Origin of the sequence: Brevundimonas sp. SL130, assembly GCF_026625805.1 — a bacterium.
Classification (GTDB): Bacteria; Pseudomonadota; Alphaproteobacteria; order Caulobacterales; family Caulobacteraceae; genus Brevundimonas.
Window position 1 is genome coordinate 2,400,137 of record NZ_CP113064.1, and the last position, 24,918, is coordinate 2,425,054.

At 65.6% G+C, this 24,918-nt stretch carries 32 protein-coding genes; 16 read left to right on the forward strand and 16 right to left on the reverse strand.

Going from position 1 to position 24,918, the window contains the following annotated elements; translation table 11 throughout:
• Positions 1-6: 6 nt before the first annotated feature.
• Positions 7-828: a serine O-acetyltransferase gene (cysE, locus tag OU998_RS11710; RefSeq protein WP_267513715.1), complete on the reverse strand. Its 822-nt coding sequence runs from the start codon at positions 826-828 to the stop codon at positions 7-9.
• Positions 829-848: 20 nt separating this feature from the next.
• Positions 849-1,475 (reverse strand): NUDIX domain-containing protein, encoded by a 627-nt coding sequence (locus OU998_RS11715; protein ID WP_267513717.1) that lies wholly within the window; start codon positions 1,473-1,475, stop codon positions 849-851.
• A 45-nt stretch (positions 1,476-1,520) separates the two neighbouring features.
• On the opposite strand from OU998_RS11715, the gene OU998_RS11720 reads away from it, so the two are divergent.
• Positions 1,521-2,129 carry a nitroreductase family protein gene (locus OU998_RS11720; RefSeq protein ID WP_267513719.1) on the forward strand — a complete coding sequence of 203 codons (609 nt, stop codon included), beginning with the start codon at positions 1,521-1,523 and terminating at the stop codon, positions 2,127-2,129.
• Here the strand turns inward: OU998_RS11720 and OU998_RS11725 are convergent.
• Positions 2,113-2,976 (reverse strand): DUF817 domain-containing protein, encoded by an 864-nt coding sequence (locus tag OU998_RS11725; protein ID WP_267513722.1) that lies wholly within the window; start codon positions 2,974-2,976, stop codon positions 2,113-2,115. The genes OU998_RS11720 and OU998_RS11725 overlap by 17 nt on opposite strands.
• Positions 2,977-3,010: 34 nt before the next feature.
• Here OU998_RS11725 and OU998_RS11730 point away from each other — a divergent pair, with 34 nt between their 5' ends.
• Positions 3,011-3,538, forward strand: coding sequence for a type II toxin-antitoxin system PemK/MazF family toxin (locus tag OU998_RS11730; protein ID WP_267513724.1), 528 nt, complete (start codon positions 3,011-3,013; stop codon positions 3,536-3,538).
• A gap of 127 nt (positions 3,539-3,665) precedes the next feature.
• On the opposite strand, the gene queF is transcribed toward OU998_RS11730, so the two are convergent.
• Positions 3,666-4,127: a preQ(1) synthase gene (gene queF / locus OU998_RS11735; protein ID WP_267513726.1), complete on the reverse strand. Its 462-nt coding sequence runs from the start codon at positions 4,125-4,127 to the stop codon at positions 3,666-3,668.
• 521 nt (positions 4,128-4,648) lie between these two features.
• On the opposite strand from queF, the gene OU998_RS11740 reads away from it, so the two are divergent.
• The 5 genes from OU998_RS11740 to OU998_RS11760 all read left to right on the forward strand — a co-directional run bounded on the left by OU998_RS11740 (position 4,649) and on the right by OU998_RS11760 (position 7,217).
• A complete protein-coding gene (locus tag OU998_RS11740) occupies positions 4,649-5,581 on the forward strand; it encodes an NAD(P)H-dependent flavin oxidoreductase (RefSeq protein ID WP_267513728.1) in 933 nt (310 codons plus the stop codon).
• A 35-nt stretch (positions 5,582-5,616) separates the two neighbouring features.
• Positions 5,617-6,336, forward strand: coding sequence for a TorF family putative porin (locus OU998_RS11745; protein ID WP_267513730.1), 720 nt, complete (start codon positions 5,617-5,619; stop codon positions 6,334-6,336).
• Between the two features lie 175 nt (positions 6,337-6,511).
• Positions 6,512-6,724 carry a cold-shock protein gene (locus OU998_RS11750; protein WP_267513731.1) on the forward strand — a complete coding sequence of 71 codons (213 nt, stop codon included), beginning with the start codon at positions 6,512-6,514 and terminating at the stop codon, positions 6,722-6,724.
• A gap of 36 nt (positions 6,725-6,760) precedes the next feature.
• Positions 6,761-6,934: a hypothetical protein gene (locus tag OU998_RS11755; protein WP_267513732.1), complete on the forward strand. Its 174-nt coding sequence runs from the start codon at positions 6,761-6,763 to the stop codon at positions 6,932-6,934.
• Between the two features lie 25 nt (positions 6,935-6,959).
• Positions 6,960-7,217, forward strand: coding sequence for a hypothetical protein (locus tag OU998_RS11760; RefSeq protein ID WP_267513733.1), 258 nt, complete (start codon positions 6,960-6,962; stop codon positions 7,215-7,217).
• A gap of 2 nt (positions 7,218-7,219) precedes the next feature.
• On the opposite strand, the gene OU998_RS11765 is transcribed toward OU998_RS11760, so the two are convergent.
• Genes OU998_RS11765 through OU998_RS11780 form a run of 4 tightly spaced genes read right to left on the reverse strand, consistent with a single transcriptional unit; the run spans position 7,220 to position 10,454 of the window.
• Positions 7,220-8,380, reverse strand: coding sequence for a cystathionine gamma-synthase (locus tag OU998_RS11765; RefSeq protein ID WP_420709735.1), 1,161 nt, complete (start codon positions 8,378-8,380; stop codon positions 7,220-7,222).
• Positions 8,380-8,817, reverse strand: coding sequence for a DUF2442 domain-containing protein (locus OU998_RS11770; protein ID WP_267513735.1), 438 nt, complete (start codon positions 8,815-8,817; stop codon positions 8,380-8,382). The genes OU998_RS11765 and OU998_RS11770 overlap by 1 nt, the downstream gene beginning before the upstream one ends.
• Entirely contained in the window at positions 8,814-9,041 is a 228-nt protein-coding gene (locus tag OU998_RS11775; protein ID WP_267513736.1) for a DUF4160 domain-containing protein, read from the reverse strand. Before OU998_RS11775 ends, OU998_RS11770 begins: the two co-directional genes overlap by 4 nt.
• Positions 9,042-9,053: 12 nt before the next feature.
• On the reverse strand, positions 9,054-10,454 hold the full coding sequence (locus OU998_RS11780) for a cystathionine beta-synthase (protein ID WP_267513737.1): 1,401 nt from the start codon (positions 10,452-10,454) through the stop codon (positions 9,054-9,056).
• Positions 10,455-10,617: 163 nt separating this feature from the next.
• Between OU998_RS11780 and OU998_RS11785 the strand changes: the two genes are divergently transcribed.
• The 4 genes from OU998_RS11785 to OU998_RS11800 are packed head-to-tail and all read left to right on the forward strand — an operon-like array spanning position 10,618 to position 14,376.
• Positions 10,618-10,878 (forward strand): type II toxin-antitoxin system Phd/YefM family antitoxin, encoded by a 261-nt coding sequence (locus OU998_RS11785; protein ID WP_267513738.1) that lies wholly within the window; start codon positions 10,618-10,620, stop codon positions 10,876-10,878.
• Positions 10,875-11,315 carry a type II toxin-antitoxin system VapC family toxin gene (locus OU998_RS11790; RefSeq protein WP_267513739.1) on the forward strand — a complete coding sequence of 147 codons (441 nt, stop codon included), beginning with the start codon at positions 10,875-10,877 and terminating at the stop codon, positions 11,313-11,315. The genes OU998_RS11785 and OU998_RS11790 overlap by 4 nt, the downstream gene beginning before the upstream one ends.
• 9 nt (positions 11,316-11,324) lie before the next feature.
• Complete coding sequence (gene rnr / locus OU998_RS11795; RefSeq protein WP_267513740.1) at positions 11,325-13,640, forward strand: ribonuclease R; 2,316 nt, start codon at positions 11,325-11,327, stop codon at positions 13,638-13,640.
• A gap of 16 nt (positions 13,641-13,656) precedes the next feature.
• Entirely contained in the window at positions 13,657-14,376 is a 720-nt protein-coding gene (locus OU998_RS11800) for an NUDIX hydrolase (RefSeq protein ID WP_267513741.1), read from the forward strand.
• 2 nt (positions 14,377-14,378) lie between these two features.
• On the opposite strand, the gene OU998_RS11805 is transcribed toward OU998_RS11800, so the two are convergent.
• Positions 14,379-14,945 (reverse strand): hypothetical protein, encoded by a 567-nt coding sequence (locus OU998_RS11805; RefSeq protein WP_267513742.1) that lies wholly within the window; start codon positions 14,943-14,945, stop codon positions 14,379-14,381.
• A gap of 126 nt (positions 14,946-15,071) precedes the next feature.
• On the opposite strand from OU998_RS11805, the gene rpmG reads away from it, so the two are divergent.
• On the forward strand, positions 15,072-15,239 hold the full coding sequence (gene rpmG, locus OU998_RS11810) for a 50S ribosomal protein L33 (RefSeq protein WP_008262536.1): 168 nt from the start codon (positions 15,072-15,074) through the stop codon (positions 15,237-15,239).
• Between the two features lie 82 nt (positions 15,240-15,321).
• Here the strand turns inward: rpmG and OU998_RS11815 are convergent, their stop codons facing one another.
• Positions 15,322-16,683, reverse strand: a complete 1,362-nt coding sequence (locus tag OU998_RS11815) for a PleD family two-component system response regulator (RefSeq protein ID WP_267513743.1) — start codon at positions 16,681-16,683, stop codon at positions 15,322-15,324.
• Positions 16,680-17,045 (reverse strand): response regulator, encoded by a 366-nt coding sequence (locus tag OU998_RS11820; protein WP_267513744.1) that lies wholly within the window; start codon positions 17,043-17,045, stop codon positions 16,680-16,682. The genes OU998_RS11815 and OU998_RS11820 overlap by 4 nt, the downstream gene beginning before the upstream one ends.
• A 107-nt stretch (positions 17,046-17,152) precedes the next feature.
• Here OU998_RS11820 and OU998_RS11825 point away from each other — a divergent pair, with 107 nt between their 5' ends.
• The 3 genes from OU998_RS11825 to OU998_RS11835 are packed head-to-tail and all read left to right on the forward strand — an operon-like array spanning position 17,153 to position 20,517.
• Positions 17,153-18,421 (forward strand): DNA polymerase IV, encoded by a 1,269-nt coding sequence (locus OU998_RS11825; protein WP_267513745.1) that lies wholly within the window; start codon positions 17,153-17,155, stop codon positions 18,419-18,421.
• An 8-nt stretch (positions 18,422-18,429) separates the two neighbouring features.
• Positions 18,430-19,725, forward strand: coding sequence for a nicotinate phosphoribosyltransferase (pncB, locus tag OU998_RS11830; protein WP_267513746.1), 1,296 nt, complete (start codon positions 18,430-18,432; stop codon positions 19,723-19,725).
• Positions 19,726-19,761: 36 nt separating this feature from the next.
• Complete coding sequence (locus OU998_RS11835; RefSeq protein ID WP_267513747.1) at positions 19,762-20,517, forward strand: polysaccharide deacetylase family protein; 756 nt, start codon at positions 19,762-19,764, stop codon at positions 20,515-20,517.
• A gap of 40 nt (positions 20,518-20,557) precedes the next feature.
• Here the strand turns inward: OU998_RS11835 and OU998_RS11840 are convergent, their stop codons facing one another.
• Positions 20,558-20,824 (reverse strand): DUF1467 family protein, encoded by a 267-nt coding sequence (locus tag OU998_RS11840; RefSeq protein ID WP_267513748.1) that lies wholly within the window; start codon positions 20,822-20,824, stop codon positions 20,558-20,560.
• A 77-nt stretch (positions 20,825-20,901) separates the two neighbouring features.
• Between OU998_RS11840 and OU998_RS11845 the strand changes: the two genes are divergently transcribed.
• Positions 20,902-21,258: a 5-carboxymethyl-2-hydroxymuconate Delta-isomerase gene (locus tag OU998_RS11845; protein WP_267513749.1), complete on the forward strand. Its 357-nt coding sequence runs from the start codon at positions 20,902-20,904 to the stop codon at positions 21,256-21,258.
• A gap of 13 nt (positions 21,259-21,271) precedes the next feature.
• Here the strand turns inward: OU998_RS11845 and OU998_RS11850 are convergent, their stop codons facing one another.
• The 4 genes from OU998_RS11850 to OU998_RS11865 all read right to left on the reverse strand — a co-directional run bounded on the left by OU998_RS11850 (position 21,272) and on the right by OU998_RS11865 (position 24,917).
• Positions 21,272-21,826 (reverse strand): DUF6680 family protein, encoded by a 555-nt coding sequence (locus tag OU998_RS11850; protein ID WP_267513750.1) that lies wholly within the window; start codon positions 21,824-21,826, stop codon positions 21,272-21,274.
• Between the two features lie 115 nt (positions 21,827-21,941).
• A complete protein-coding gene (locus OU998_RS11855) occupies positions 21,942-22,280 on the reverse strand; it encodes a DUF3088 family protein (RefSeq protein ID WP_267513751.1) in 339 nt (112 codons plus the stop codon).
• A gap of 186 nt (positions 22,281-22,466) precedes the next feature.
• Positions 22,467-24,140 (reverse strand): ribonuclease J, encoded by a 1,674-nt coding sequence (locus OU998_RS11860; protein WP_267513752.1) that lies wholly within the window; start codon positions 24,138-24,140, stop codon positions 22,467-22,469.
• Positions 24,141-24,917, reverse strand: coding sequence for a type III pantothenate kinase (locus tag OU998_RS11865; protein WP_267513753.1), 777 nt, complete (start codon positions 24,915-24,917; stop codon positions 24,141-24,143). It abuts the gene before it with no gap.
• Position 24,918: the final 1 nt, after the last annotated feature.

Here is a 24,918-nt window from a genome sequence, read left to right on the forward strand (position 1 = left end):
AACCCGTCAGATCACGAAGTCGTACACCGCGTCCGCCAGCGTGTGGTCCATCGTCCGCGCGGGTTCCGCCCCGGTGGGGCAGTTGACCAGGCGCGCCGGCACCCCGGCCACGGTGCAGCCCGACGGCACGGCCTTCAGCACCACCGAGCCCGAGGCCACCTTGGCGTAGTCGCCGACGTGGATATTGCCCAGCACCTTGGCCCCGGCGCCCAGCAGGACGCCCTTGCCGATCTTGGGGTGGCGGTCGCCGCGCTCGGCGCCCGTGCCGCCCAGGGTCACCCCGTGCAGCATCGAGACGTCGTCGCCGACCACCGCCGTCTCGCCGATGACGATGCCGGTGCCGTGGTCCAGGAACAGCCCCTGGCCCAGCCGCGCCGCCGGATGGATGTCCAGCTGGAACAGTTCGGAGATCCGGCTCTGGAAGTGGAAGGCCAGGGTCTCGCGCCCCTGCCGCCACAGCCAGTGCGCCACCCGCCAGGCCTGAAGCGCCTGGAAGCCTTTGAAATACAGGAAGGGCTGCAACAGGTTGCGGATCGCCGGATCGCGTTCCGCCACGGCCTGAAGATCGGCCTCGGCCGCCGCGACCATGGCGGGGTCGGCGGCGAAGGCGGACAGACAGACCTCGCGCACCGACATGGCGCTCATTTCCCCGTCGGCCAGTTTGCGCGCGATCTGGAAGCTGAGGGCGCCGGCCAAATCGTCGTGCGACAGGATCACCGCATTCATCTGCGACCCCAGTTGGGGCTCTTCCCGCGACGCAGCCTCGGCCGAGGCGCGCAGCTGGCGCCACACGCTGTCGGTTTCCGCAACGACTTCAAGCTTGGCCATGACCGGCTCCTTCGACGACATCATACCCGCCCCAGCATGGCCTGCGCCAGCGCCCGAGGCAGTTCCCCGTTCAAGGCCATATGATAGGCCTTGTAGGCCGTCGCCACCGTCAGGCTGTCCCGCACCGTCCCGCGCCCGATCTCGTCTAGGAGATCGAGGAAGGGAACCCGCACCACGGCGATGATCTCCGTCGGGTCCGGCGCGACCGGCACAGGGGTCAGTCCCCAGGCGATCCAGGTCTTGCCGATTTCGTCGGTGGTGGAGTTGGACATCTCGACCGTCAGGGCCGGCGCCCAGTGCGCGGCCTCCAGCCCCGCCTCCTCGGCCAGTTCGCGCCGCACGCCGTCGAACGGATCCTCGCCCAGCGGGGCCCCGCCCTCAGGCATTTCCCAGGAATAATTGGCCAGGGCGAACCTCTGCTGGCCCACCAGCACCACCGTCCCGTCGTCATACACCGGCAGGACGCCGGCCCCGACATTCTTGAACCGCACCACGGCGTAGTCGGTCGCATGCCCCGTCGGCGCCGTCGCCGGATGTCGGGTCACAGCCATCCAGGGATTATCGAAAACGATCTCGACCCCGTCGCTGCGCCAGGCCGGCGGCTTGACCAGACCAGCGGCCCATTTCGGTTCGTCGGAATTGCTCATGCTTCACCTATGGCGAAGACGAGGACGAAAGCCTAGCTTCGGAGCATGACTGACCTGCCCCATTTCCAGCTGAACCAGGCCGTCCCCTCGCCCGTCCCGTCGCCGGCGGTTCTGGCCGCCCTGGCCACGCGCCGCTCGGCCCCGGCCCAGGCCCTGGCCGCCCCCGGACCGTCGGACAGCCAGCTCGACGCCATTCTGCAACTCGGCGCCCGCACCCCGGACCACGGCAAGCTCTTCCCCTGGCGGTTCGTCGTCCTGGGCCCGCGCAGCCGCGCCGAAATCGCCGAAAAACTGGCCGTCCTGGCCGAGGCCCGCGACAAGCCGGCCAAGGATCAGGCGGTCCTGGCCAAGCTGACGGCCGCCCCGGTCACCGTCCTGGTCGTCTCGACCCCAGTCCCCGACGCCAAGCCGATCTGGGAGCAACAGCTGTCGGCCGGCGCCGTCTGCATGAACCTGGAACACGCGGCCGGCGGCTTCGGCTTCTCCTCCAGCTGGATCACCGACTGGTACAGCTACGACCCTCAGGCCACGGCCCTGTTCGGCCTGACCGAGGGCGAGACCGTCGCCGGCTTCATCCACATCGGCACCCTGACCGAGCCCGCCCTGGAACGCCCCCGTCCCGACATGGCCGCCAAGGTCACGCGCCTGCCGTGACCTCTTCCTCCGGCCGGTGCACCAGCGACACCAGCACCACGGAAATGATCATCAGCAGGAACCAGGCGCCCAGCTTGGCCAGGGACACCATCTCCCACCCTGCCTCCTGCCCCGGATAGGACCAGGCCCGCGCGAACGTGCCCAGGTTCTCGGCGAACCAGATGAACAGGGCCACCAGCCCGTATCCCAGCAGCAGCGGCATCGACCGCCGACGTCGGTCCGCCGTGAAATAGAACCAGCTCCGTCCGAACAGCAGGGCCGTCGCCGCGAACAGCACGATCCGCACGTCCGGCAGCCAGTGATGGGCGAAGAAGTTGACGTAGATGGCCGCCGCCAGCACCCCGGTCATCCACAGCGGCGGATAGGCCCGCACCCGGATATGAAAGATCCGCTGCACCCGCGCGATATAGCTGCCCACCGCCGCATACATGAAGCCCGAGAACAGCGGCACGGCGCCGATCCGCAGCAGACTGTCCTCCGGATAAACCCACGACCCGTGCGCCGTCTTGAACAGCTCCATGATCGTCCCCGCCACATGGAACAGGAAGATCACCCGCGCCTCCTCCCAGCTCTCCAGCCGGAACGCCAGCATCGCCGCCTGGATCAGCACCGCCCCGACCGCCAGAAAATCATAGCGCGAGATCGGCGCCGTATCCGGCCACCACAGGAAGGTGCCGACGATCAGCCCCAGCATCAGCCCCCCGAACAGACACGCCCACCCCTGTTTCAGTCCAAACCAGAGGAATTCGTAGGCGTAGCGACGCGGACGAGACCGGTCGGCCCAGGTCTCGGTCCGCGTGAGGAGACGGCGCCCCCAGGCTTCGAGGGGGAGGCGACGATCAGCCATTGAGAGTTGCGTCAGTTTTATTCAAGGTTGCGCAATGACCGCCCCCAGAAAGACCGGCACCATATCCGCCAGTGACACCGTCAGGGAGGCGATGGCGAAACGTGCGCCGCCGCCCGCCAAGGTCAAACAGCCACCCATGACCTCCCTCAAAAGCGGAACACGGGTGGGGGAAGTTTACTGGTGCGATTTTTCCCATACCAACCTCATTCCTGAATTCGACTCCGAGCATCTCGTCATGGTGATCAAATCCGCCAGGCTCACCGACGTGTCTCTCGTCATTCCCCTGACAAAACGCGATCAGTCGTCCAACCCGCACGGTTACAAGCTCAAACACAATCCCAACGAGCAGACAGCGGATGAATCATGGGCCGTGTGCGATCACATCTATGCGGTCTCGTCGGGTCGACTCAGACCGCTCAGAACGACCGCCGGCCAGATACGCAAGCCATTCACCCTAGACCCGAGCGACATAGAAGCGATCAGCCGTCATGTCCGCCGTGTTCTGACGCCCTTTCTTCAAAAGGGGATCGCCGCCTCAGGCCCCGCATCGGGGGTGACTTGATCATGGCGGGATCTCAGCCTATATACACGTCACGGTTTCGGCCGCGGGGACCCTGCTGTCCCACGCCTCTCCGGAGGCATAATTCTGAAAAGCCGGTTCTTCTCGAACCGGCTTTTTTGTTTTCGTCTCACCCCCGCCCGCGATACGTCGGCACGCCCTGATCCGGCAGCCACAGCCCCTCCGGCGCCACGCCCGTCTGCCAGAAGACGTCGATCGGTATCCCCCCGCGCGGATACCAATACCCCCCGATCCTCAGCCATTTCGGCGCCAGCAGGTCCGCCAGCCGCCGGCCGATGGCGACGGTGCAGTCCTCGTGGAAGGCGCCGTGGTTGCGGAAGCTGGTCAGGTACAGTTTCAGGCTCTTGGACTCGACCAGCCACTCGCCCGGCGCATAGTCGATGACGATATGGGCGAAGTCCGGCTGACCCGTCACCGGGCACAGGCTGGTGAACTCGGGCGCCGTGAACCGGGCCAGATACAGCGTATCCGCATGCGGGTTCGGCACCCGCTCCAGCACGGCCGTCTCGGGGCTGGTCGGGGCGGCGGTCTGGGCGCCGAGCTGGCTGAGGTTGTCGGTATAGTGGGTCATGGGGCGCATTTAGGCGTTTGCGGCGCGTAAGAAAATCCTCACCGATCTCCCTCTCCCGTGGGGAGAGGGCTTGAGCGCCCGGGAGCGTAGCGATCGGTCTTGCGCGAAAGGGTGAGGGGTACGGTGGTGCGGGCTGGCCCACCGCCTGTCCCTCATCCGGCCCTTCGGGCCACCTTCTCCCCATGGGAGAAGGGACGACGTTGGCCAGCCATCCCAATTTGTGAATATTTATGGCGCGATTTCAATCACTTGCTTTTCTAAAGCTGCCCTCAACCTACCACCCCATCCAACCCGCTTATAATGGCCATCCCTGCCCCCTGGGCGCCTGGAGACCGCCGCATCCGACCACGACCGCCCAATTGCACTCTTTTGCATACTGCACCCATTTCCCCCGGAGTGCAGTTTCCAGAATGGACGAAAATAGACTCCATTTTTTTCGGGTGGAAACCGTACATTTCGCCCGATTGCCTTCCCCCGCGATACCCCGCTAAGCGTAGCGAAACAAAACCCAGGAGACGCTCGTGGCCATTCCCGCTTCGCTTCAAAAAGGCCTGATCCTGCCGATCATCTCGGCGCCCATGTTCCTGGTCTCCGGACCGGATCTGGTGGTCGAGGCCTGCAACGCCGGGATCATCGGCACCTTCCCGTCGCTGAACCAGCGCACCACCGAGGGCTATCGCGACTGGATTCACGAGATCAAGGGCCGGCTGAAGCCCGAGGCGGCCGTCTTCGGCGTCAACCACATCGTCCACCCGACCAATCCCCGGCTGATGGCCGACATGATGGTCTCGGTCGAGGAGAAGGTGCCGCTGATCATCACCTCGCTGGGGGCGGTGCGCGACGTGGTCGATGCGGTCCACGGCTATGGCGGTCAGGTCTTCCACGACATCGCCAACATCCGCCACGCCCGCAAAGCGGCCGAAGCCGGGGTCGACGGCCTGATCCTGGTCGCCAACGGCGCCGGCGGCCACGCCGGGATCATCAACCCCTTCGCCCTGGTCAATGAGGTGCGCAGCTTCTTCAAGGGGACCATCATCCTGTCCGGCGCCCTCTCGACCGGCCAGGACGTGGCGGCGGCCCTGATGCTGGGCGCCGACTTCGCCTATATGGGCACCCGCTTCATCAATACGACCGAGGCCATGGCGGTCGACGCCTATAAGCAGATGGTGATCGACAGCGGATCCACCGACATCGTCCATACCCCGGCGGTGTCCGGCATCCCGGCCAACTTCATGAGCAAGTCCCTGATCGAAAACGGGATTGATCCGAAGCACCTGCCCGAGCACAAGCTGGACATGGGCGACGAGGCCAAGGCCTGGAAGACGGTCTGGTCCGCAGGCCAGGGCGCGGGCGCCATCCACGACATCCTGCCCACCGCCGAACTGGTCGCCCGCCTGCGACAAGAGTTCGCTCAGGCTACGGATGAATTCGCCATCAAGGCCGGAGCACGCTAAAGGCGCCAAACCGCATCTCGCGCGTTGGAGCCGCCATGATCCGCACCGCCGCCCTCGCCGTCCCCATCCTCGCCGTCCTGGCCTCCGCCGTCCTCATCACCCCTGCGGGAGCCCAATCCGCCTCAGGCTCTTCCGCATCGTGGGACGCCTGGTCGTTCGAGGTGGGCGCCGGGACGGACAACCGCTCCAAGGCGGCGTCCAAGTCCGGCAATGACGGCTACGTCTTCGGCTCGGCGACCTGGGAAAGCGCGGACGGCCTGTTCTACGTCGCCCCTGGCTTCGAGACGATCCAGGCGGGCGGCTCCACTGTCGAGGCCGAGTTCGTGGTCGGCTACCAGCCCGAGGCTTTCGGCTACCGCTTCGACCTCAACGCCGCCTACAAGCACCGCCTCGACGCCGAGGCCGGCTATGACGAGGACGGCTGGGAGCTGACCGGCAACATCAGCCGTTCCATCGGCCCCGCCAGCGCGCGGCTTCAAGTCCAGTATTCGCCGGACGCCGCCGGCTCGACCGACGCCTTCACCTGGGTCGAAGGCCGGGTCGGTTGGGACTTCACCGAACGCCTGAACGGCACGGCCGCCGTCGGCCGTCGCGAACAGGCCGGCGCCCCCGACTACACCGGCTGGAACGCCGGCGTGACCTATGCGCTGACCGACGCGCTGGCCCTCGACCTGCGCTACTACGACACCAACGCCGACACCTTCGGCGAGCAGTACGAGGACGCCCTGGTGGCCAAGGTCGCCTACGCCTTCTGACCCCCCGCCCTTGCGCCGGGACGGCGGGAGGCCCATATGGGAAGGGTCGATCTCTCTGCGTAACGCCGCTGCTCCCTTTGCATCACGCACCGAGGTCCAAAAGCCGATCCCATTCAGACCCGACAGGCCGACCAGGGATCCCTCCCTGCGGTCAACGCCAGACGGAGGTCTCCAAATGGCTACCGGCACTGTTAAATGGTACAACCCCACCAAAGGCTACGGCTTCATCGCTCCCGATGATGGCGGCAAGGACGTCTTCGTCCACGCCTCGGCCGTCGAAACCTCGAGCCTCGGCTCGCTGAACGAAGGCCAGAAGATCGGTTACGAGATCGAGCGCGACCAACGCTCCGGCAAGGAATCCGCCGGTCGCCTCACGGCGGCGGAGTAGGACACGCTTCGTAACACCATCGCCTTCGACGGCGAGGTGACGAAGCTACTGCCGCTGGGCGGCCGCAAGGTTCGCCTGGACAACGGCCACGTCGTTACGGTTCTGCCCACGCTCGGTTCGCCTAACGGCGTCTCCGGGCTAGGCGACCAGGTCGTGGTCGAGATCGCCTTCAATCAGCTGAAGGGCTGGCGCCTCGCGCGCCGGCCCTGAAGCCCGTTCAATCAGGACGCGCCCCATGACGACCCTCGCCGACAAAATCCCCGCGATGACCGACGCCGACCTCAACAGCCTGCGCGCCAACGCTACGCGCCTGGCCGAAACCGGCGCCTCGACCCAGGTGATGGCCGCCGCTGACATCCTGCCGATCATTGACGCCGAGGTCGCCCGCCGCGCCGCCCTGCCCAAGGCCGCCAAGTCGCCAGTGAAGCGCGCCGCGCCCAAGAAGAAGCTGCCCCCCGTCACCGGTCACCAGACCGCCCTGCCCTCCAGCTGAGATCAGCCCAGGGCCTGATCCAGATCCGCGATCAGGTCCTCGACGTCCTCAACCCCGACCGATAGCCGGATCAGGTTGTCGGTCACGCCGCCCGCCTCGCGGACCTCCTTGGGCACGCTGGCGTGGGTCATGATCGCCGGGTGGTTCACCAGGCTCTCGACCCCGCCCAGCGACTCCGCCAGGGTAAAGACCTCGACCCGTTCCAGCACGCGTTTGGTCCGCTCCAGGTCGCCCTCCAGCACCACCGTCACCATGCCGCCATAGCCGCCGCGCATCTGCCGCGCCGCCAGTTCGTGCTGCGGATGGGCGATCAGGCCGGGATAGATGACCTTGGCCACGCCGGCCCGTGTCTCCAGCCAGCGCGCCACCGTCAGGGCGTTCTCGCAGTGGGCCTTCATCCGCAGCGCCAGGGTCTTCAACCCCCGGCTGGCCAGGAAGGCGTCGAACGGCCCCATGATCCCGCCGACCGAGTTCTGCAAGAACTTGATCCGCGTCGCCAGCTCGGGATCGGCCGTCACCAGCACCCCGCCGATGATGTCCGAATGGCCGTTCAGATATTTGGTCGCCGAGTGCATCACCACATCCGCCCCCAGGCTCAGCGGCTGCTGGCAGAAGGGGGTGGCGAAGGTGTTGTCGACGATCAGCAGCAGGCCGTGCGCCTTGGCCACCTTCGACAAGGCGGCGATGTCGGCCAGCTTCATCAGCGGATTGGTGGGCGTCTCGACCCACAGCATCTTCGTCTTGGGCGTGATGGCCGCCTCGACCGCGGCGATGTCGCTCAGGTCCACATAGGCGAAGTCCAGCCCCATGGTGCGCCGACGCACCCGCTCGAACAGCCGCCAAGAGCCGCCGTACAGGTCGTCGCCCGTGACCACGTGATCGCCGGCGTCCAGCAGTTCCAGCGCCGTCGAGGTCGCCGCCATGCCCGAGCCGAAGCCGAACCCGTGCGTGCCGCCCTCCAGGTCCGCGATACAGGCCTCAAACGCCTCGCGCGTCGGGTTCTTGCCCCGCGCGTATTCGTACCCCTTGTTCACGCCCGGGCTTTCCTGGGCATAGGTCGAGGTGGCGTAGATCGGCGTCATCACCGCCCCCGTCGTCGGGTCGGGATGCTGACCGGCATGGATGGCGCGGGTCGAGAAACCCTGGCTGTTCTTGGTCGTCATCAAGCGGCTTTCAAAGCGTCCCAGCCTCGGCAGGCCAGTTGAATGGATCGTGGCACCGTGGCGCCGGTCGAGTATTTCACGACGCTTGGCCGCGATATGCCCAGGGCTTGCGCCGCCGCCGCCGCAGAGAAACCGTTGCGAAGACGCCACTCCAGGAAGGCCCGGGTGTCTTCCCTTCCCCAGGCGGACAGACAGTCCAGCCATAGCGAGTCGGCGCCGATCTCGATGTCGCCCGGCCATACCAGGCTTTGGCCCCAGTCCCCCAACCGCACGGCCTCAAACACGGACCTCTCGCGCAGGGCGGCGTAGGCGTCGTCGCCCAGCATCTGGCCAAGATCGATGGTGGCGCGCTGACCATTGCTCCAGCTCAGGTCGAGCAGGGCTGGGCCGGAGGCTGTGGCCGAGATCAGCGAGTGTTGCTCTTCCGCGCCCATCATGGATTCAGCTCGTTCCATTTGCTCAACAGCTGGTCCTGCCGATCACCTGCCCAGGCGATGGCGGCAGCCAGCGATTTGGGATCATAGACGCCTATGATCACTTCCAAGGTGGAGATTGCAACCGAGCAACGCCAGCCTCGACCCTCCACGTGAAAGTGCGGCACGCCGTGATCACGCCCATAGACCGCGATTTTCCAGGCCGGAGCGCGGTGCAGCGTCACCATGGCGTCTAGCTCTCACCGGTTCAGGCTGAGGTGGTTGATCAGGTCGGTGCGGGTGATCAGGCCCACGAACCGCTCGCCGTCCAGCACGATGGCCACCCGGTCTCGGTCGAACACAGGGATCAGGGCGTCCAGCGGCTCCTTGACCTGAAGCGTGTCCAGATCGCGCGTCATGGCCGAGGCCACCGGCTTGGCGAACCGTTCCTTGCGGGTGATCTCGTCGGTGTTCATCACCTGGATCAGGTCGCTCTCGTCCAGGATGCCGACCAGGCGGCCGTCCTCGATGATCGGCAGCTGGGACACGTCGGCGCCCTTCATCCGCTTGAAGGCGGTGTCCAGGGTGTCACCCGGACCGGCGACAACCACGTCGCCCTTCTCGTATTTGCGGTTGATCAGGTCCGACAGGTCGCCGTGCAACTCGCGCTCGCCCAGGCCCTGATCCGCCAGCCAGGCGTCGTTATAGACCTTGGACAGGTACTTGGCCCCGGTGTCGCAGACGAAGGTGACGCAGGTCTTGGCTTCAGTCTGCTCGCGGCACCAGCGCAGGGCCGAGGCGATCAGGGTGCCCGAGGACGACCCCGCCAGGATGCCTTCCTTCAGCAGCAGTTCGCGCGCCGTGGCGATCGCCTCCGCGTCCGGGATCGAATAGGCCTTGTCGATCAGGCTCATGTCCGCCGTATCGGGCACGAAGTTCTGGCCGATGCCCTCGACCGTATAGCTGCCGTCCGGGCCGGGCACGCCGTCGTTGACGATACCGGCCAGAGTCGATCCGACCGGATCGGCCAGGACAATCTGGGCCTTGGAGCCGACGCTTTTGAGATAGCGCGCCACGCCGGTGATCGTCCCGCCCGAGCCGATGCCGGCGACGAAGGCGTCGATGTCGCCCCCCGTCTGCTCCCAGATCTCCGGCCCCGTCGTCTTCACATGGGCGTCGGCGTTCGAATGGTTGGCGAACTGGTTGACGTAATAGGCGCCGGGAATGGCCTGAGACAGACGCTCGGCCATATCGGTGTAATATTCCGGGTGTCCGTGCGGCACGTCCGAACGGGTCAGGCGAACATCGGCGCCCATGGCCCTGAGATGCTGGATCTTTTCCTTAGACATCTTGTCCGGAATGACCAGCAGCACCTTATAGCCCCGCGCCCGGCCGACCAGGGTCAGGGCCAGGCCCGTATTGCCCGCCGTCGCCTCGACAATGGTGCCGCCTTCCTTCAGCCAGCCTTCCTTCTCAGCCGCATCCAGCATCTCGACGGCGATCCGGTCCTTAATCGACCCGCCGGGGTTCTGGGACTCCAGTTTCAACAGCAGCCGGCACTTGCCGGTGTCGATCTTGGTCACCTCCACCATCGGCGTCTTGCCGATCAGATCCAGCGGCGACTTGACGGTCGCGCTTAGGGCGGGGGCGTTCAGGGACATCGAAGACTCCGGTTCAGGACCAGCAGAAGCTGAAGCCCCGCACGCACTCGGTCAAATCACGCAAGATTTGACCGGCCACTCCGGTTCCCTGCGCGCCATTGGGGCATGACTGGCGGTCTAGACCGAGAATGGCTATATTTATGGCCATAGTCGGAGAGCGATCATGGCCGCATACAGCGTCGCCGAGGCCAAGAACACTCTGCCTCGGTTGCTCGACAAAGCCATTGAGGGGGAGAAGGTCATCATCACCCGCCACGGGAAACCGGTGGCTGAAATCCGCTCTCTTCCCACCGAACGGACGCCGATGTCCCACGCACAAAGACTGGCGCTGATCGACGACTTCGCAAAGCGCCGCCAAGCCCTGCCTCCGCTCGATATCTCCGCCGCCGATCTGATCCGTCAGATGCGCGACGAAGGCGTATGAGCTTCTATTTCGACGCGAGCGTCCTGCTCGCCCTGCTGCTCAACGAACCTGCGGCCGAGTCCATCGACCGCTTTATGCGTGGCCATGTCCAGACAATCAGCGTCAGCACCCTGTGCACTGCGGAATGTTCGGCCGCAATTTCAGGGCTGGTGCGGATGCGACGCCGTTCGGAGGCCGAGGTGACGATCCTGCTCCAGCGTTTGGACGACTGGATCGACGCCTTTGGCGCCCGCGCGGCGATACTGGATGCCGACATAGAAGACGCCTGCCTCCTCGTGCGTCGTTTTGACCTGAAGCTCCGGACGCCTGACGCAATCCACATTGCCGTCGCAAGACGGCTGAATGCACAACTCATCACACTCGATCACCCCATGGCGCAGGCGGCGACCCTGCTGAACCTGAACTGCATAAATCCCGCCGACACCTCGGCGAAATGAAAGACTGAATTGACCAAACCTACCCAGAGGCCGCCCGCCGGTCTCCCCGACAAAGACACCCTCCTCGCCTTCCTGCGCGAGGCCGGATCGGCCGAGAAGACCGATATCGCGCGCCACTTCGGCCTAAAGGGCGGCGACCGCCGGGCCTTGCGCGAAATGATCCGCGAACTCGAAGAAGAAGGAAAACTGGGCAAGCGCGGCCGCAAGGGCTTCGCCGAAGCCGGCGCCCTGCCCCCCGTCGGCGTGGCCGATGTGATCGAGCGCGACGGCGACGGCGAACTGTATGTCCGCCTGGTCGAGGCCAGCGCCGACGCGCCCCGCGCTCTACTAATGCCAGACAAGGGCAAGCCCGGGCCCGCCCCTGGTCTGGGCGACCGTCTGCTGGTCAAGTTCCAGCGCGGCGGCGACGGCTGGGAAGCCCGACTGATCAAGAAGCTGGACGTCGGCACGAACCGCGTCCTGGGCGTGATCCGCAAGTCGGCGCGCGAGACCCGCGTCGAGCCGGTCGACCGCCGCTCCAAGGACGTGCTGCTGGTGCCCCAGGCCCAGTCGGGCGATCTGCGCGACGGCGACCTGGTCCTGGCCGCCATCGAAAAGGGCGAGCAGCGCTATGGGCCCAAGCGCGGCAAGATCCTGGAACATATCGGCAAGGAGGACGATCCCCGCGCCGCCTCCCTGATCGCCATCCACGCCCACGGCGTGCCGACCGGTTTCTCCGAAGCCGTCGAGCGCGAGGCCGAGGATCAGGCCCTGCCGACGCTGAAGGGGCGCGAGGACCTCCGCGAAGTCCCCTTCATCACCATCGACCCCGCCGATGCGCGCGACCACGACGACGCCGTCTATGCGGCGCGCGACGAGGATCCGAAGAACCCGAACGGCTGGATCGTCTGGGTCGCCATCGCCGACGTCGCCGCCTATGTCCGGCCCGGAACCCATCTGGACCGCGAGGCCCGCGACAAGGGCAACTCCACCTATTTCCCCGACCGCGTCGAACCGATGCTGCCCGAGGTGCTGTCGAACGGCCTGTGCAGCCTGAAGGAAGGCGAGAACCGCGCCTGCCTGGCCGTGCGTATGGTGTTCGACAAGGACGGCCGAAAGACCGGCCACAAGTTCGTGCGCGGCCTGATGCGGTCTCACGCCAAGCTCAGTTACGAACAGGCCCAGTCCGCCATCGACGGCCAGGTTGACGACGCCACCGGCCCGATCATGGAGGCGATCCTCTATCCGCTGTGGAACGCCTATCACGCCATGCTCAAGGGCCGTCTGAAGCGCAGTCCTTTGCAGATCGAATCCGCTGAACGCCGCATCCGCATGGCTCCCGATGGCGGCATCGCCTCGATCGAGAAGCGCGCCTCGCTGGAGGCGCACCGGCTAATCGAGGAGATGATGATCCAGGCCAATGTCTGCGCCGCCGAGACCCTGGAGCAGAAGAAGACGCCGCTGATCTATCGGATCCACGACACGCCCAGCCAGGAGAAGATCTTCAACCTGGCAGACTTCCTCTCCACCATCGGCAAGCCATGGAACAAGGGCGAGCCGGGCACGACCAAGCGGTTCAACAAGCTGCTGGACGAAACCCGCGACACCGAACATGCCGATGTGGTCAACGAGGTGGTGCTGCGCAGCCAGATGCAGGCGATCTACAGCCCCGAGAATATCGGCCACTTCGGCCTGAACCTGGATCGCTACGCCCACTTCACCTCGCCGATCCGGCGCTATTCCGACCTGATCGTCCACCGCGGCCTGATCCGAGCGCTGAACCTCGGCAAGGACGGGCTGACGGACCGCGAGATCGCCGAACTGCCCGCCATCGCCGAGGGCGTGACCATGACCGAGCGCCGGTCGATGGCCGCCGAGCGCGACGCCATGGACCGCTATATCGCCGCCTTCCTGGAGGACCGCGTCGGCGCGACCTTCACCGGCCGGATCACCGGCGTGACCCGCTTCGGCCTGTTCATCCGGCTGGACGAGACCGGCGCCGACGGCCTGGTTCCCGTCTCGACCCTGGGCAGCGAATATTTCTCCCATGACGACCGCGCCCACGCCCTGGTCGGCGAACGCACCGGCAAGCGGTTCACCCTGGGCCGCAAGGTCGAGGTCAAGCTGATGGAGGCCACCCCCGTCACCGGCGGCCTGGTGTTCGAAATGCTCAGCGAACCGGAGCCGCGCGATCCGAACGCCCCGGCCCCGCGCTATGGCATTCGCGGACGCGGCGGCGACGGCCCGCCGATGCGCGGCAAGACCCGACCGGGCGGCCCCAAGCCTCCGAAGGGCGGCCGTCCCTCAGGCGGCTTGAAGGGCGTCCGCAAGGGCAAGCGGAAGTGACCCCGGGATGAGCGGAATGAAGGATCCCCCCTTCGACGCCGCCCAAGACCTCGCTGACGCTCCCCGCGTCGGCGGCGCCCAACGGCCCAAGGACGCGGCGACCCTGATTCTGACGCGGGGCGGATCGCAACCCGAAGTGCTGATGGGAAGACGCGCGCCAGGGCATGTCTTCATGGCGTCGAAATGGGTGTTCCCGGGCGGGCGGATCGACCGGGCGGATTTCACCGCCGCCTCAACGGGCGATTTGACGTCCGACGTCGCACGGCGGCTGGGGACCGAGGTTCCCGCCCGCCGCGCCCGCGCCCTGGCCCTGACGGCGGTGCGCGAGACCTTTGAGGAGACAGGGCTGATCCTGGGCCGCCCCGCGCCGTCCGCCAGCGTCGCCGGAGCGTGGCGCGACTACCGCCAGGCGGGCGCCCTGCCCGATCTGTCGGCCCTGTCCTACATCGCCCGCGCCATCACCCCGCCCGGCCGGACGCGGCGGTTCGACGCCCGCTTCTTCATGGCGCCGGCGGAGGCCCTGCTGACGCCCGAGCCGACCGCCGGCTCGGGTGAACTGGACGAGATCGCCTGGCTGCCGCTGGAGGACGCTCGCGCCCTTGATCTGCCCGCCATCACCCGCTTCGTACTGGGCGAACTGGCCGAGCGGTTTGGCCAGGAGCGGACTAGCCCCGAACGCCCCCTCCCCTTCGTCCGCATGGTGCGCGGCCGCCACATCGTCGATCATAGGGACTGACCCTATTCGACGACCGGCTTCGTCAGATCGAACTCGACGCGGAAATGCCGGTTCGGTCGGCGCAGCTCATAGGCGAACATCCGATCCGGATGGACCTCCATCGCCCAGACATTGGTGGTCGAGACCGCCGCGTCGTTGGCGTTGAACAGGGTGATCGATTCGGCGTCGACCGGGAACTCCTGCCGTTCGGCCGTGCCGCCGCTCGTCGTATCGCCCCCGTACCAGTGCAGCACGTCGGTCGTGCCGTCCTCATGCCGGTGATCATGTTTCAGCCGCAGGCCGGCGTCCGTCTTCGTCACCACCCAGGTCCGCGAACGGTCTTCGCCCACGGCGAACGGGATCCGCACCTCGTCCGGCGAACAGTCGCGGACGTGCATGATCAGCCGCTCGCTGGCGAACCGGGCGTCGGCGGCGTCGGTCGTGACGACCCGGCCCTCAAATCGCTGGCCACACAGGGCGTTGAGCTGCGCCAGGAAATCGTTCCGGGCCGGAGCGGGGGCCGCATCTGCGACGTCCGCAGACGACAGGGAAATCAGGGCCGCTGCGGCCAGCAAGGATGCGATTTTCATACGCCCAGCCTATATATGCGCCGCGCCGCATCAAGGCGGCATCGCGCCCGTTGACTTTGGGTCGATCCTGAGTATGTTCCGCGCCTCTTATTTTAAGCGGCTTTCGCCGTCGCAGAGGTAATTCCGATGGCCAAACCGGCTTCCATCAAGATCCGCCTGAACTCCACGGCCGACACCGGCTTCTTCTATGTCACCAAGAAGAACGCCCGCACCATGACCGAGAAAATGGTCGTCAAGAAGTACGACCCGGTCGTGCGCAAGCACGTCGATTTCAAGGAAGGCAAGATCAAGTAAGCACTTGATCTGCTGATAAATTTAAGACGCCCGGCTGTTCACAGCCGGGCGTTTTTCTTGTTCGACGCAGCGTCCGAACGGCTCAGGCGGCCTTGGCGACCACCTTGTTGCGGCCACCGGCCTTGGCCTCGTAGACACCCTCGTCGGCGCGCTTGAGCAGGCTTTCCGGCGTATCGCCGTCGCCCGTGGTCGCCGCAACGCCTATGGAAATGGTGACGGCCAGCTGTTCTTTGCCGCCCATGACCCGGAAGGGCGCGGAGGCGATGTCGCGACGGATTCGCTCCGCCACCATCTGAGCGTCGTCCAGCCCGGCGCCCGGCATGACCACCACAAACTCTTCCCCGCCCATCCGGCACGGCAGATCGACAGCCCGCACATTGGTGGCCAGACGTACGGCGAACTCGGCCAGCACCTCGTCCCCGGCGTCGTGGCCGAAACCATCGTTGACGGATTTGAAGTGGTCGATGTCGAGCATCAGCAGGGCGACAGAAGCACCGCCGTGCGCAGCCCGTCCCACCAGAGCCTGCAACTGCCCGGTCATGTAGCGACGGTTATGCAGGCCGGTCAGGGCGTCGGTGACGGCCATCTCCAGGCTGCTGTCCAGCTTCTGGCGCAGAAAATCGGTATAGCGCTTGCGTCGGATCTGGGTGCGCACCCGCGCCGAAAGCTCCTCGGGATCGACGGGACGCGGCAGAATGTCGGTGGCGCCCAGTTCCAGCGCCTTGACCATGCGCGGTCGCTCGCTCGGCTCGACGATGGCCAGGATCGGCGCCCGGCGCGCATCGCCCGACTTGGCCAAGGCCACGACCCTCAAACCGTCGAAGGCTTCAGCCGCCACATTGACGATGATCAGATCCAGGGGGCCCTTGGCCGCCGCCATCGCCGCCTCTGGATCGGTCTCGATGGCGACGCGATGCTCGCGCCCCAATTCGGCGGCGATCTTCTCGGCCTGGGCGACGTTGTCGTCGACGATCAGAACACGCCCGCCTTCGCTGCGCAGGCGTGCGACCCCCTCGCCTTCCACGCCCATGCGCCGGCTGCTTTCCTCGCGCTCGCGCAGCTCGTCCATCACCTGTTTCAGCCGCGTCAACGACTTCACGCGCGCGAACAGGACGACGTCGTCGATAGGCTTGGTCAGAAAATCGTCCGCCCCGGCCTCAAGGCCGCGAATCCGGTCTTCGCGCCCGTCCAGCGCCGTCACCAGCACCACCGGTATGTGTCGCGTCTCCGCCCGCGCCTTCAGCAGACGACAGGTCTCGAACCCGTCCATACCCGGCATCATGACATCGAGCAGAATCAGGTCCGGCTGATGCTCGGCGGCGAGCTCAAGCGCGGTGGCACCGTTTTGGCAGGTCAGGACGTCATAATATTCGATGGTCAGCTTGGCTTCGAGCAGACGGACATTCACATCCACATCGTCGACCACCAGGATTCGCGCACTCATCCCAGATGCTGCCGTATCGTTTCGAGGAAGTGCACGACCGAGATGGGCTTGGAGATATAGGCCTCGCACCCGCCCTGGCGGATACGCTCCTCATCGCCCTTCATGGCGAAGGCGGTCACGGCGATGACCGGAATATGGTTCAACTCCTCGTCGTCCTTCAGCCATTTGGTGACTTCGAGACCGGAGATTTCAGGCAGCTGGATATCCATCAGGATCAGGTCCGGATGATGCGCCCGCGCCAGAGCCAACGCCTGCAGGCCCTCACGGGTCTGAAGGGTTTCATAGCCCTGGGAATCGAGCAGATCATGAAACAGCTTCATGTTCAGCTCGTTATCCTCGACGATGAGGACTTTTTTGGACATCGTCACCTGACCTGCCGCGCCTGCGAATTGGCGAGGCTTCATTGTGTGCGATACTGCCACTCTCAGTCTTAAGTTGGCGTGAAGCCAAGGTTACGGAGACCTTAAGCTTGGCCATAAAGGCCGTCTGCCGCGACTGCCTGTGGACCGGCGAAGACCCCGCCGGCCCGCCTGAACGACGCTGTCCGTCATGCGGATCGCGTCGTGTCGTCGCAGACCCCGAACTGGATCAACTGTCCATCGCCCACATGGACTGCGACGCCTTCTATGCGTCGGTGGAAAAGCGCGACCGACCCGAGCTGCGCGACAAACCTGTCATCGTCGGCGGCGGCAAGCGGGGCGTGGTCTCCACCGCCTGTTATGTGGCGCGCCAGTACGGGGTGGGCAGCGCCATGCCGATGTTCAAGGCGCTGAAGGCCTGCCCCGAAGCCGTGGTGATCAAGCCCGACTTCGCCAAATATGTTTTCGAATCGGAACGTATCCTCGGCGCCCTGGGTCGACTGACGCCCCTGATCCAACCCCTGTCGCTGGACGAGGCCTGGGTCGATCTGTCCGGCACCGAGCGGCTGAACGGCGGCCCGCCGGTCCTTCAACTGATCCGGTTCCAGAAGCAGATGGAAGACGAGACCGGCCTGACCGTCTCCATCGGCCTGGCCCCCAACCGCTTCCTGGCCAAGATGGCGTCCGAGATGGACAAGCCGCGGGGCTTCTCCGTGGTCGGCGCCGCCAACGCCCAGGCCCTGTTGGCGCCGCGCCCCGTCACAACCCTGCCCGGCGTCGGGCCGGTGTTCGGCAAGGCGCTACGCAGCGACGGCTACGCCACCATCGGCGATCTGGCGAAGGCCGACGTCCGCGACTTGGTCAAACGCTATGGCGAGTCCGGCCTGCGCCTGCACGACCTGTCCCACGCCCGCGACGCCCGCGCCGTGAACCCAGACCGGGACCGCAAGGGCATGAGCGCAGAGACCACCTTCAATGAAGACCTGGTCACGGCCGAGGCGCTGGAAACCGAGCTTTGGCCCCTGTGCGAAAAACTGGCGTCCAAGGCTCGACGCGACGGCGTCGCCAGCCGCGTCCTGGTGCTGAAGCTGCGCCGCGCCGATTTCAAGATCATCACGCGCCGCATCAGCCTGCCTGACCCAATTCAGACCGCCCGCGCCCTGTTCGCCGCCGGCCGTGATCTGCTGAAGCCCGAACTCGGGCCGCCCTATCGCCTGATCGGCATCGGCATGGCCGACATCCAAGATGCCGACGACAGCCCGAGCGGCCTGTTCCAAACCACTGAGACCCGCACCCTGAAGACCGAACGCGCCATCGACAAGCTGCGTGAAAAGTTCGGCAAGGACGCCGTGGTGGCGGGGCGAGCGTTGAAGCCCTAGAAAGCGGCATGGACCTCGCCAAACGCGCCTATGACCATGGTTTCCGCCTGGACCCCATCGTTCGCAGCCTGCTGGACACCGACTTCTACAAGCTGCTGATGCTGCAGATGATCTGGCGCGAGCATCGCGACACGCCGGTCGTCTTCCAGGTCATCAATCGCACCAAGTCCGTCCGCCTGGCCGACGAGATCGACATCGCCGCCCTGCGCGACCAGCTGGATCACGCCCGCACCCTGCGCTTCACCAACAAGGAACTGGTCTGGCTGTCGGGCAACAGTTTTTACGGCGTGAAACAGATCTTCTCGCCCGACTTCATCGCCTGGCTGACCGACTACCGCCTGCCCGAATACGACCTGTCGGTTCAGGACGGCCAGTATGTCCTGACCTTCTCCGGAGCCTGGGCCGAGGTGACGCTATGGGAAATCCCCGCTCTGGCCATCCTCAACGAACTGCGCTGCCGCACCGGTCTGCGCCGTCTGGGACGGTTCGAGATGGATGTCCTCTACTCACGCGCCAAGACCCGGCTCTGGTCCAAGGTCGAGCGGCTGCGCGCCCTGCCCGATCTCGCCCTGTCCGACTTCGGCACCCGCCGTCGTCACGGCTTCCTGTGGCAAAGGTGGTGCATCCAGGCGCTGAAGGAAGGCCTGGGCCGGTCCTTCATCGGCACCTCCAACGTGCTCCACGCCATGGAGAATGATCTGGAGGCCATCGGCACCAACGGCCACGAACTGCCGATGGTCATGGCGGCCCTGGCGCCGGACGATGCGGCCCTGGCCCAGACGCCCTATGCCGTGCTGGACGAGTGGCGGCGGCACTATGGCGGCAATCTGCTGGTCGTCCTGCCCGACGCCTTCGGCACCGAGGCCTTCCTGGACCAGGCGCCGGACTGGGTCGCCGACTGGACCGGCTTCCGCCCTGACTCGGCCCCGCCCATTGCTGCGGGCGAACGATTGATCGACTGGTGGCGCGAACGGGGCCGCGATCCGAAGGAGAAGCTGCTGATCTTCTCGGACGGCATGGACATCGACGGCATCGAAGCCGCCCACGCCCATTTCCATGGCCGAGCGCGTCTCAGCTTCGGCTGGGGCACCAATCTGACCAACGACTTCCGCGACTGTTCGCCCGCATTCGCGCCGGAGCTGGAACCCATCTCCCTGGTCTGCAAGGTCGTGGAGGCCGGCGGTCGCCCGGCCGTCAAACTGTCGGACAATCCCGAAAAGGCGGTCGGCGATCCGGCCGAGATCGAACGTTATCGCCGCGTCTTCGGCGTCCGCGGCCTGACCGTCCAACCGGTCAAGGTCTGAAACCCGGCCTTAAGCCCGATCGGTCATAAGAGCGGCATGAACGCCTTCATCGACAAGATACGCCGCCGCGCCGGCCTCTATCTGGATGTTCGTCCCGCGACGATCCAGCCGACGCGAGGCGTATTGAGCCTGTCTTTCGACGACATCCCCGCCTCGGCCTGGCTCGAGGCTGGGCCGGTGCTGGCGCAGCACGGGGTGAAGGCCACCTATTATGTCTGCGGCGGTCTCGCGGGCGGACGCAATCTGGATCTGCCCCAGTTCGAGACCGAACATCTGCAAGCCCTGCACGCCGCCGGGCATGAGGTCGGCTGCCACACCTACGAACACGTCTCGACCCTGCGCCTGTCGCCGGCCGAACTGGACGCCAGCCTGGCTCGCAACGCCGCCTGGGTGTCGGAACGGCTGGGCGATTATCAGATGCTCAGCTTCGCCTATCCGTTCGGCGACTGCGCCCTGACCACCAAGTCTGTGATCGACGGCCGCTTTCTATGCGGCCGAGGCGTGGGCAACGGGATCAATATAGGCCGTGCGGACCGCAGCCTGTTGCGGGCCATCGGTCTGGAGCGCCGCCGCCTGCCCAACTATGATCTCGAAAAGCTGATTGAAAACACCGCGGCGTCAAAGGGTTGGTTGATCGCCTACGGCCACGACGTCAGCGACGCCCCCACGCCCTACGGCTGCAAACCCGAAGACATCGACCGCCTGATCCGCCTGGCCAAGGCCGCCGATCTGGACATCCAACCCGTCGCGGCGGCGTGGCGGCTGGCCGAGGGCGCCCGCCCGCCATCCTAGCCGTTGCGCCTGAGAATTAATGACGGCCTTCCTTAGACCGTCACACCGCCGGCGCGCGCGAGAAGTCCGGCAGGGGCAGCCAGCCGGTGAAGATCAGCACCATGACGAAGACCCAGACCAGGGCCGCGACCCAGGTGGTGGTGATGAATTTGCGCTTCAGGTTCGGCGTGGTCGGCGCGCCCCACTGGGCGCCGTCCGTCGGCGGTTCGTGCGTCTCGCGCGAGGTTCCCAGCGGCAGGACCGCGAACAGCACCGTCCACCAGACGATGATGTAGATGCCGAACATGGTGATGGGGCCGATGGGCATGAGACCTCCTGGTCCGGGCTTTGGCGTCCGGTTGAAACCGGTCTAGAGGATCAGCCCCCCCTCGACGAGTCCCCGACATGCCGCAGATCACCGTGGAATACACCCGCCGCCTGGCCGAGATCGACTGGACCCCGGTGGCGCTGGAGATCCACCAAGCCGCCGTCGAGATCGCCGGGGCCGCCCTGTCGACCTGCAAGACCCGGCTGATCGCCCTGGATCACGTCGTCATCGCCGACGACGCGCCCGACACCGCCATGCTGGCCTGCCGCGTCGGCCTGATGCTGGGCCGCACGCCGGAGCAGAAGATCGCCCTGAGCGAACGGGTGCTGGAGATTCTGACCGCCGCCCTGGCCGGCAGGGCCGACAAGGTCGAGGTGTCGGCCGAGGTGTTCGAACTGGACGAGACCTATCGCAAGGCCACGCTCGGCGACTGATACACTTTCCGCTTTATCCGATTTTGGCTTTAAAAATACTCTGCCGATCCTTCGGAGTGCCGTCTTCGTTGAAGTACCATTTCCAACGCACGTCCATTTCCGCATTCTGAACTTGAGCAAATTTGGCATGCCCCACGGGATGATAGCTTCGTTGTATATCGGACGCCTTGATGTGGTCACTCATCCCTAAGTGCCGAATAATTCTTTCGATTATTGTATTGTAGCGTTCTACCTTAAGTTCCCAGGGGGTAGGTTCAGCTGTTGCGTTCCAGAACTGTTGATAGGCTTCCCTGACATCGAGTGCGTTCATAAAAACAATGTCGATCAGGTTAAGGGCGTTAACAGCATCACCATGAATGATATTGCCTCGATGCCGAAGCAACGTTTCCAATATATAGGACTGTGATCTCCGCTCAGCATCAATTCGGTCGTTCGTCCTTCGGAGTTCTTCTGCGATCTCCGCCGCACGTTTGGGTGCGCTGAAAGTGGCCCAGACGGCAACACAAGCGGCACCGAACGTCGCAATCGCAGCAATGGCTTGTACCCAAGCAGCGCCAACCTCAGCCATCTACAGCCCCCATTTACCTAGCGCGAGTTTTTGCCATGAAACTTGAGCGTGCGCCACGGCCCCCTGCCGTAAGACTTGGTCTTAAAAATCCGCGTATAGTCCTCCGGCCGCGCCCTCAGGGATGCGGCCGGCCGACGCCGTAGCGGGCCGCCAGATAGGGGGCGATGGCGTGATCCTGAAGGAAGCGACGCCCGGTCGTTTCGCTGACCTGGGCCTCGGGCCAGTCCAGTTCGCCGTCCAGGATCAGGATCGGGCAGCTCTGATGCGCTTCGCCGACCTCGGCGATGACCGGCGGGCGCGGGCGGGCATGGTCCAGATAGACCACCTCAAGGGCGTCCCGCAGCTGAGGATAGAAGGCGAGCACGCCCTCGACATAGGCGCCGGCCGGACAGAACCACGGGCCGCCCTGGTCGTCATGCCAGTCGGGATTCAGCAGGAAGAGTCGTTCGGCCATGAACGCGATATAGCCGAACCGGGGCGGATGAGGCGATGCCAATTCGCAGCCGCCACGCCTGTCCGGGAGGCCAAGCGGCTGAGAGCCGAGATACGGAGGGCTGAAGCTCGCCCCCTGCCCCACCTGTCCGGGGCGCGGACAGGTGGGCCCTCGAGACGAACCCGAGGGTGAAGCAGGCGCGGGGCGTCAGACGCGCAGAACGACCGTCTCGACGATGGGACGGCGATCCCAAATCTGCTGGCTCGCCTTCTTCAGCACGCGAGCGACGGCCTGTTCGATGACCATTTCGTCGTCCAGGGCGTCGCCCTTCAGGTTCTTGATCACCTGTTCGACGCGCTCGGCCAGATTATCCAGGGCGTCGCCCAGGGGCGTGGCGGTGTCGCCCGGCAGACCGACGCTGCGGATGTCGATGTCGCTGGCGATACGGCCGCGCTTGTCGAGGGCGAAGCTGACGATCAGCACGCCGTTGGTCGAGGCGTGGCGACGTTCCTTCAGGGCCTCGCCCTGCTCGGTCACCAACATGCCGCCGTCGACGTACAGGCGACCGTTCGGCACTTCGTCGATGATCTTGGCCGGTCCGGGGGCCAGGCGAACCATGTCGCCGTTGCGCGGGGTCACGGTCTCCTTGACGCCGATGTCCTTGGCCAGGTTGGCGTGTTCCAGCAGGAAGCGGCGCACGCCATGGGTCGGAACCGCGATCTGCGGCCGCACCCATTCGTACATCTGCTTCAGCTCGTCACGGCACGGGTGGCCCGAGACGTGGATGCCGGGATGGTCCTTCTCGGTGTAGAGGCGCACGCCCCGGTCCGCGAGGCGATCCTGTAGATTGCCGATGGCCAGTTCGTTGCCGGGGATCTGACGCGACGAGAAGATGCAATGGTCGCCCAGGCCCAGCTTCACGACCGGATGGGTGCCGTCGGCGACGCGCGACAGGGCCGCACGGGCCTCGCCCTGGCTGCCGGTGCACAGATACAGGATCTGGTCGGCGGGCCAGACGCGGGCCTCCTCGTCGGACAGGAAGGGTTTGACGTCCTGCAACATGCCGACGTGTTTGGCCGCAGCAGTGATGCGGTGCATCGAACGGCCGGCCAGGGACACGCGACGCCCGCAGGCCTCGGCGGCGCGGATGACGCTGTCCATCCGGGCCACGTTGGAGGCGAAACAGCCCACGGCGACCCGGCCCTTGAGGCTGGCGATCAGCTTGGAGATGGCGACGGCGACATCGCCTTCGGACCCGGCGACGCCCGGCACGAAGACATTGGTCGAGTCGCAGACCATGGCCAGCACGCCCTCGTCGCCCATGGCGCGAATGGCGGGGGCGTCGGTCTTCTCGCCGATGATCGGCTGGTCGTCGATCTTCCAGTCGCCGGTGTGGAACACCATGCCCAGGGGGGTGTCGATGGCCAGGCCGCTCGGCTCAGCGATCGAGTGGCTCATGTTGACGAAGGTCACGCCGAACGAGCCGATATCGACCGTGCCGCCCAGCGGCACCTCGATCAGCTGCACCTCGTCCAGGATGCCGCGTTCGCGCAGCTTGTCCCGGATCAGATAGGCGGTGAAGGGGGTGGCGTAGATCGGCGCCTTGATGCGCGGCCACAGCCAGCCCAGGGCGCCGATGTGATCTTCGTGCGCGTGGGTCAGGACGATGCCCTTGATCGTCTCGCCTTCCAGATAGGAAGGATCGGGCACGATCACGTCCACGCCGGGCGTGGACAGGTCGCCGAAGGTGACGCCGACATCGACGATCAGCCATTCACGATTGGCCTCTGGCCCGAAGCCATAGGCGTTGAGGTTCATACCGACCTCGTCCGAGCCGCCTAGCGGCAGGAAAACGAGTTCGTCTTGGGTTTGCTTTTTCATTCAGTCGTTCATTTGGGCGTTACGACGCCAGATTTCCAGGAGGCCGCGAATAGTCAGGTCGGGATCGAAGTGATCAATGCTGTCGGTCGCACCTTCGAACAGGCTGGCGACGCCGCCGGTTCCGATGACGGTCATGGGCCGCGCCCATTCCGCCTTGATGCGCTGCACCAAGCCTTCGATCAACGAAATATAGCCCCAGAAGACGCCGGACTGCATGGCCTCGACCGTGCCCTTGCCTATGACGTGGTCGGGGCGCTGAATGGCGATGCGCGGCAGTTTGGCCGCCGCCTCGTGCAGGGCCTGGAGCGACAGATTGATGCCCGGCGCGATCAGGCCGCCCTCGAAGGCGCCGTCGTCGGCGACGATGTCGAAGGTCGTGGCCGTGCCGCTGTCGATCACGATCAGATCGCCGGGATAGACCAGCTTGGCTCCGATGGCGTTGACCAGACGGTCGGCGCCGGCCTCGCTGGGTTTGGCGATACGGACGTCGATGCCCAGCTCGGCGTTCTCGCCGATGACCAGGGGTTCAATGTTCAGATAGCGGCGCGCCAGATTGCGCAGGTTGAAGATCGACTGGGGCACGACGCTGGAGATGATGCAGCCGCTCAGGGCCCCGAACGCCAGCCCCTTCATCCCCATCAGCTGGTTCAGCCAGACGGCGTATTCGTCGGCGGTGCGGCTGGCGTCGGTGGCGGCGCGCCACTGGGCGATCCAGTCCGAGCCGTCGTGGACGGCGAACAGCGTATTGGTGTTGCCCTGTTCGATGGCGAGCAGCATG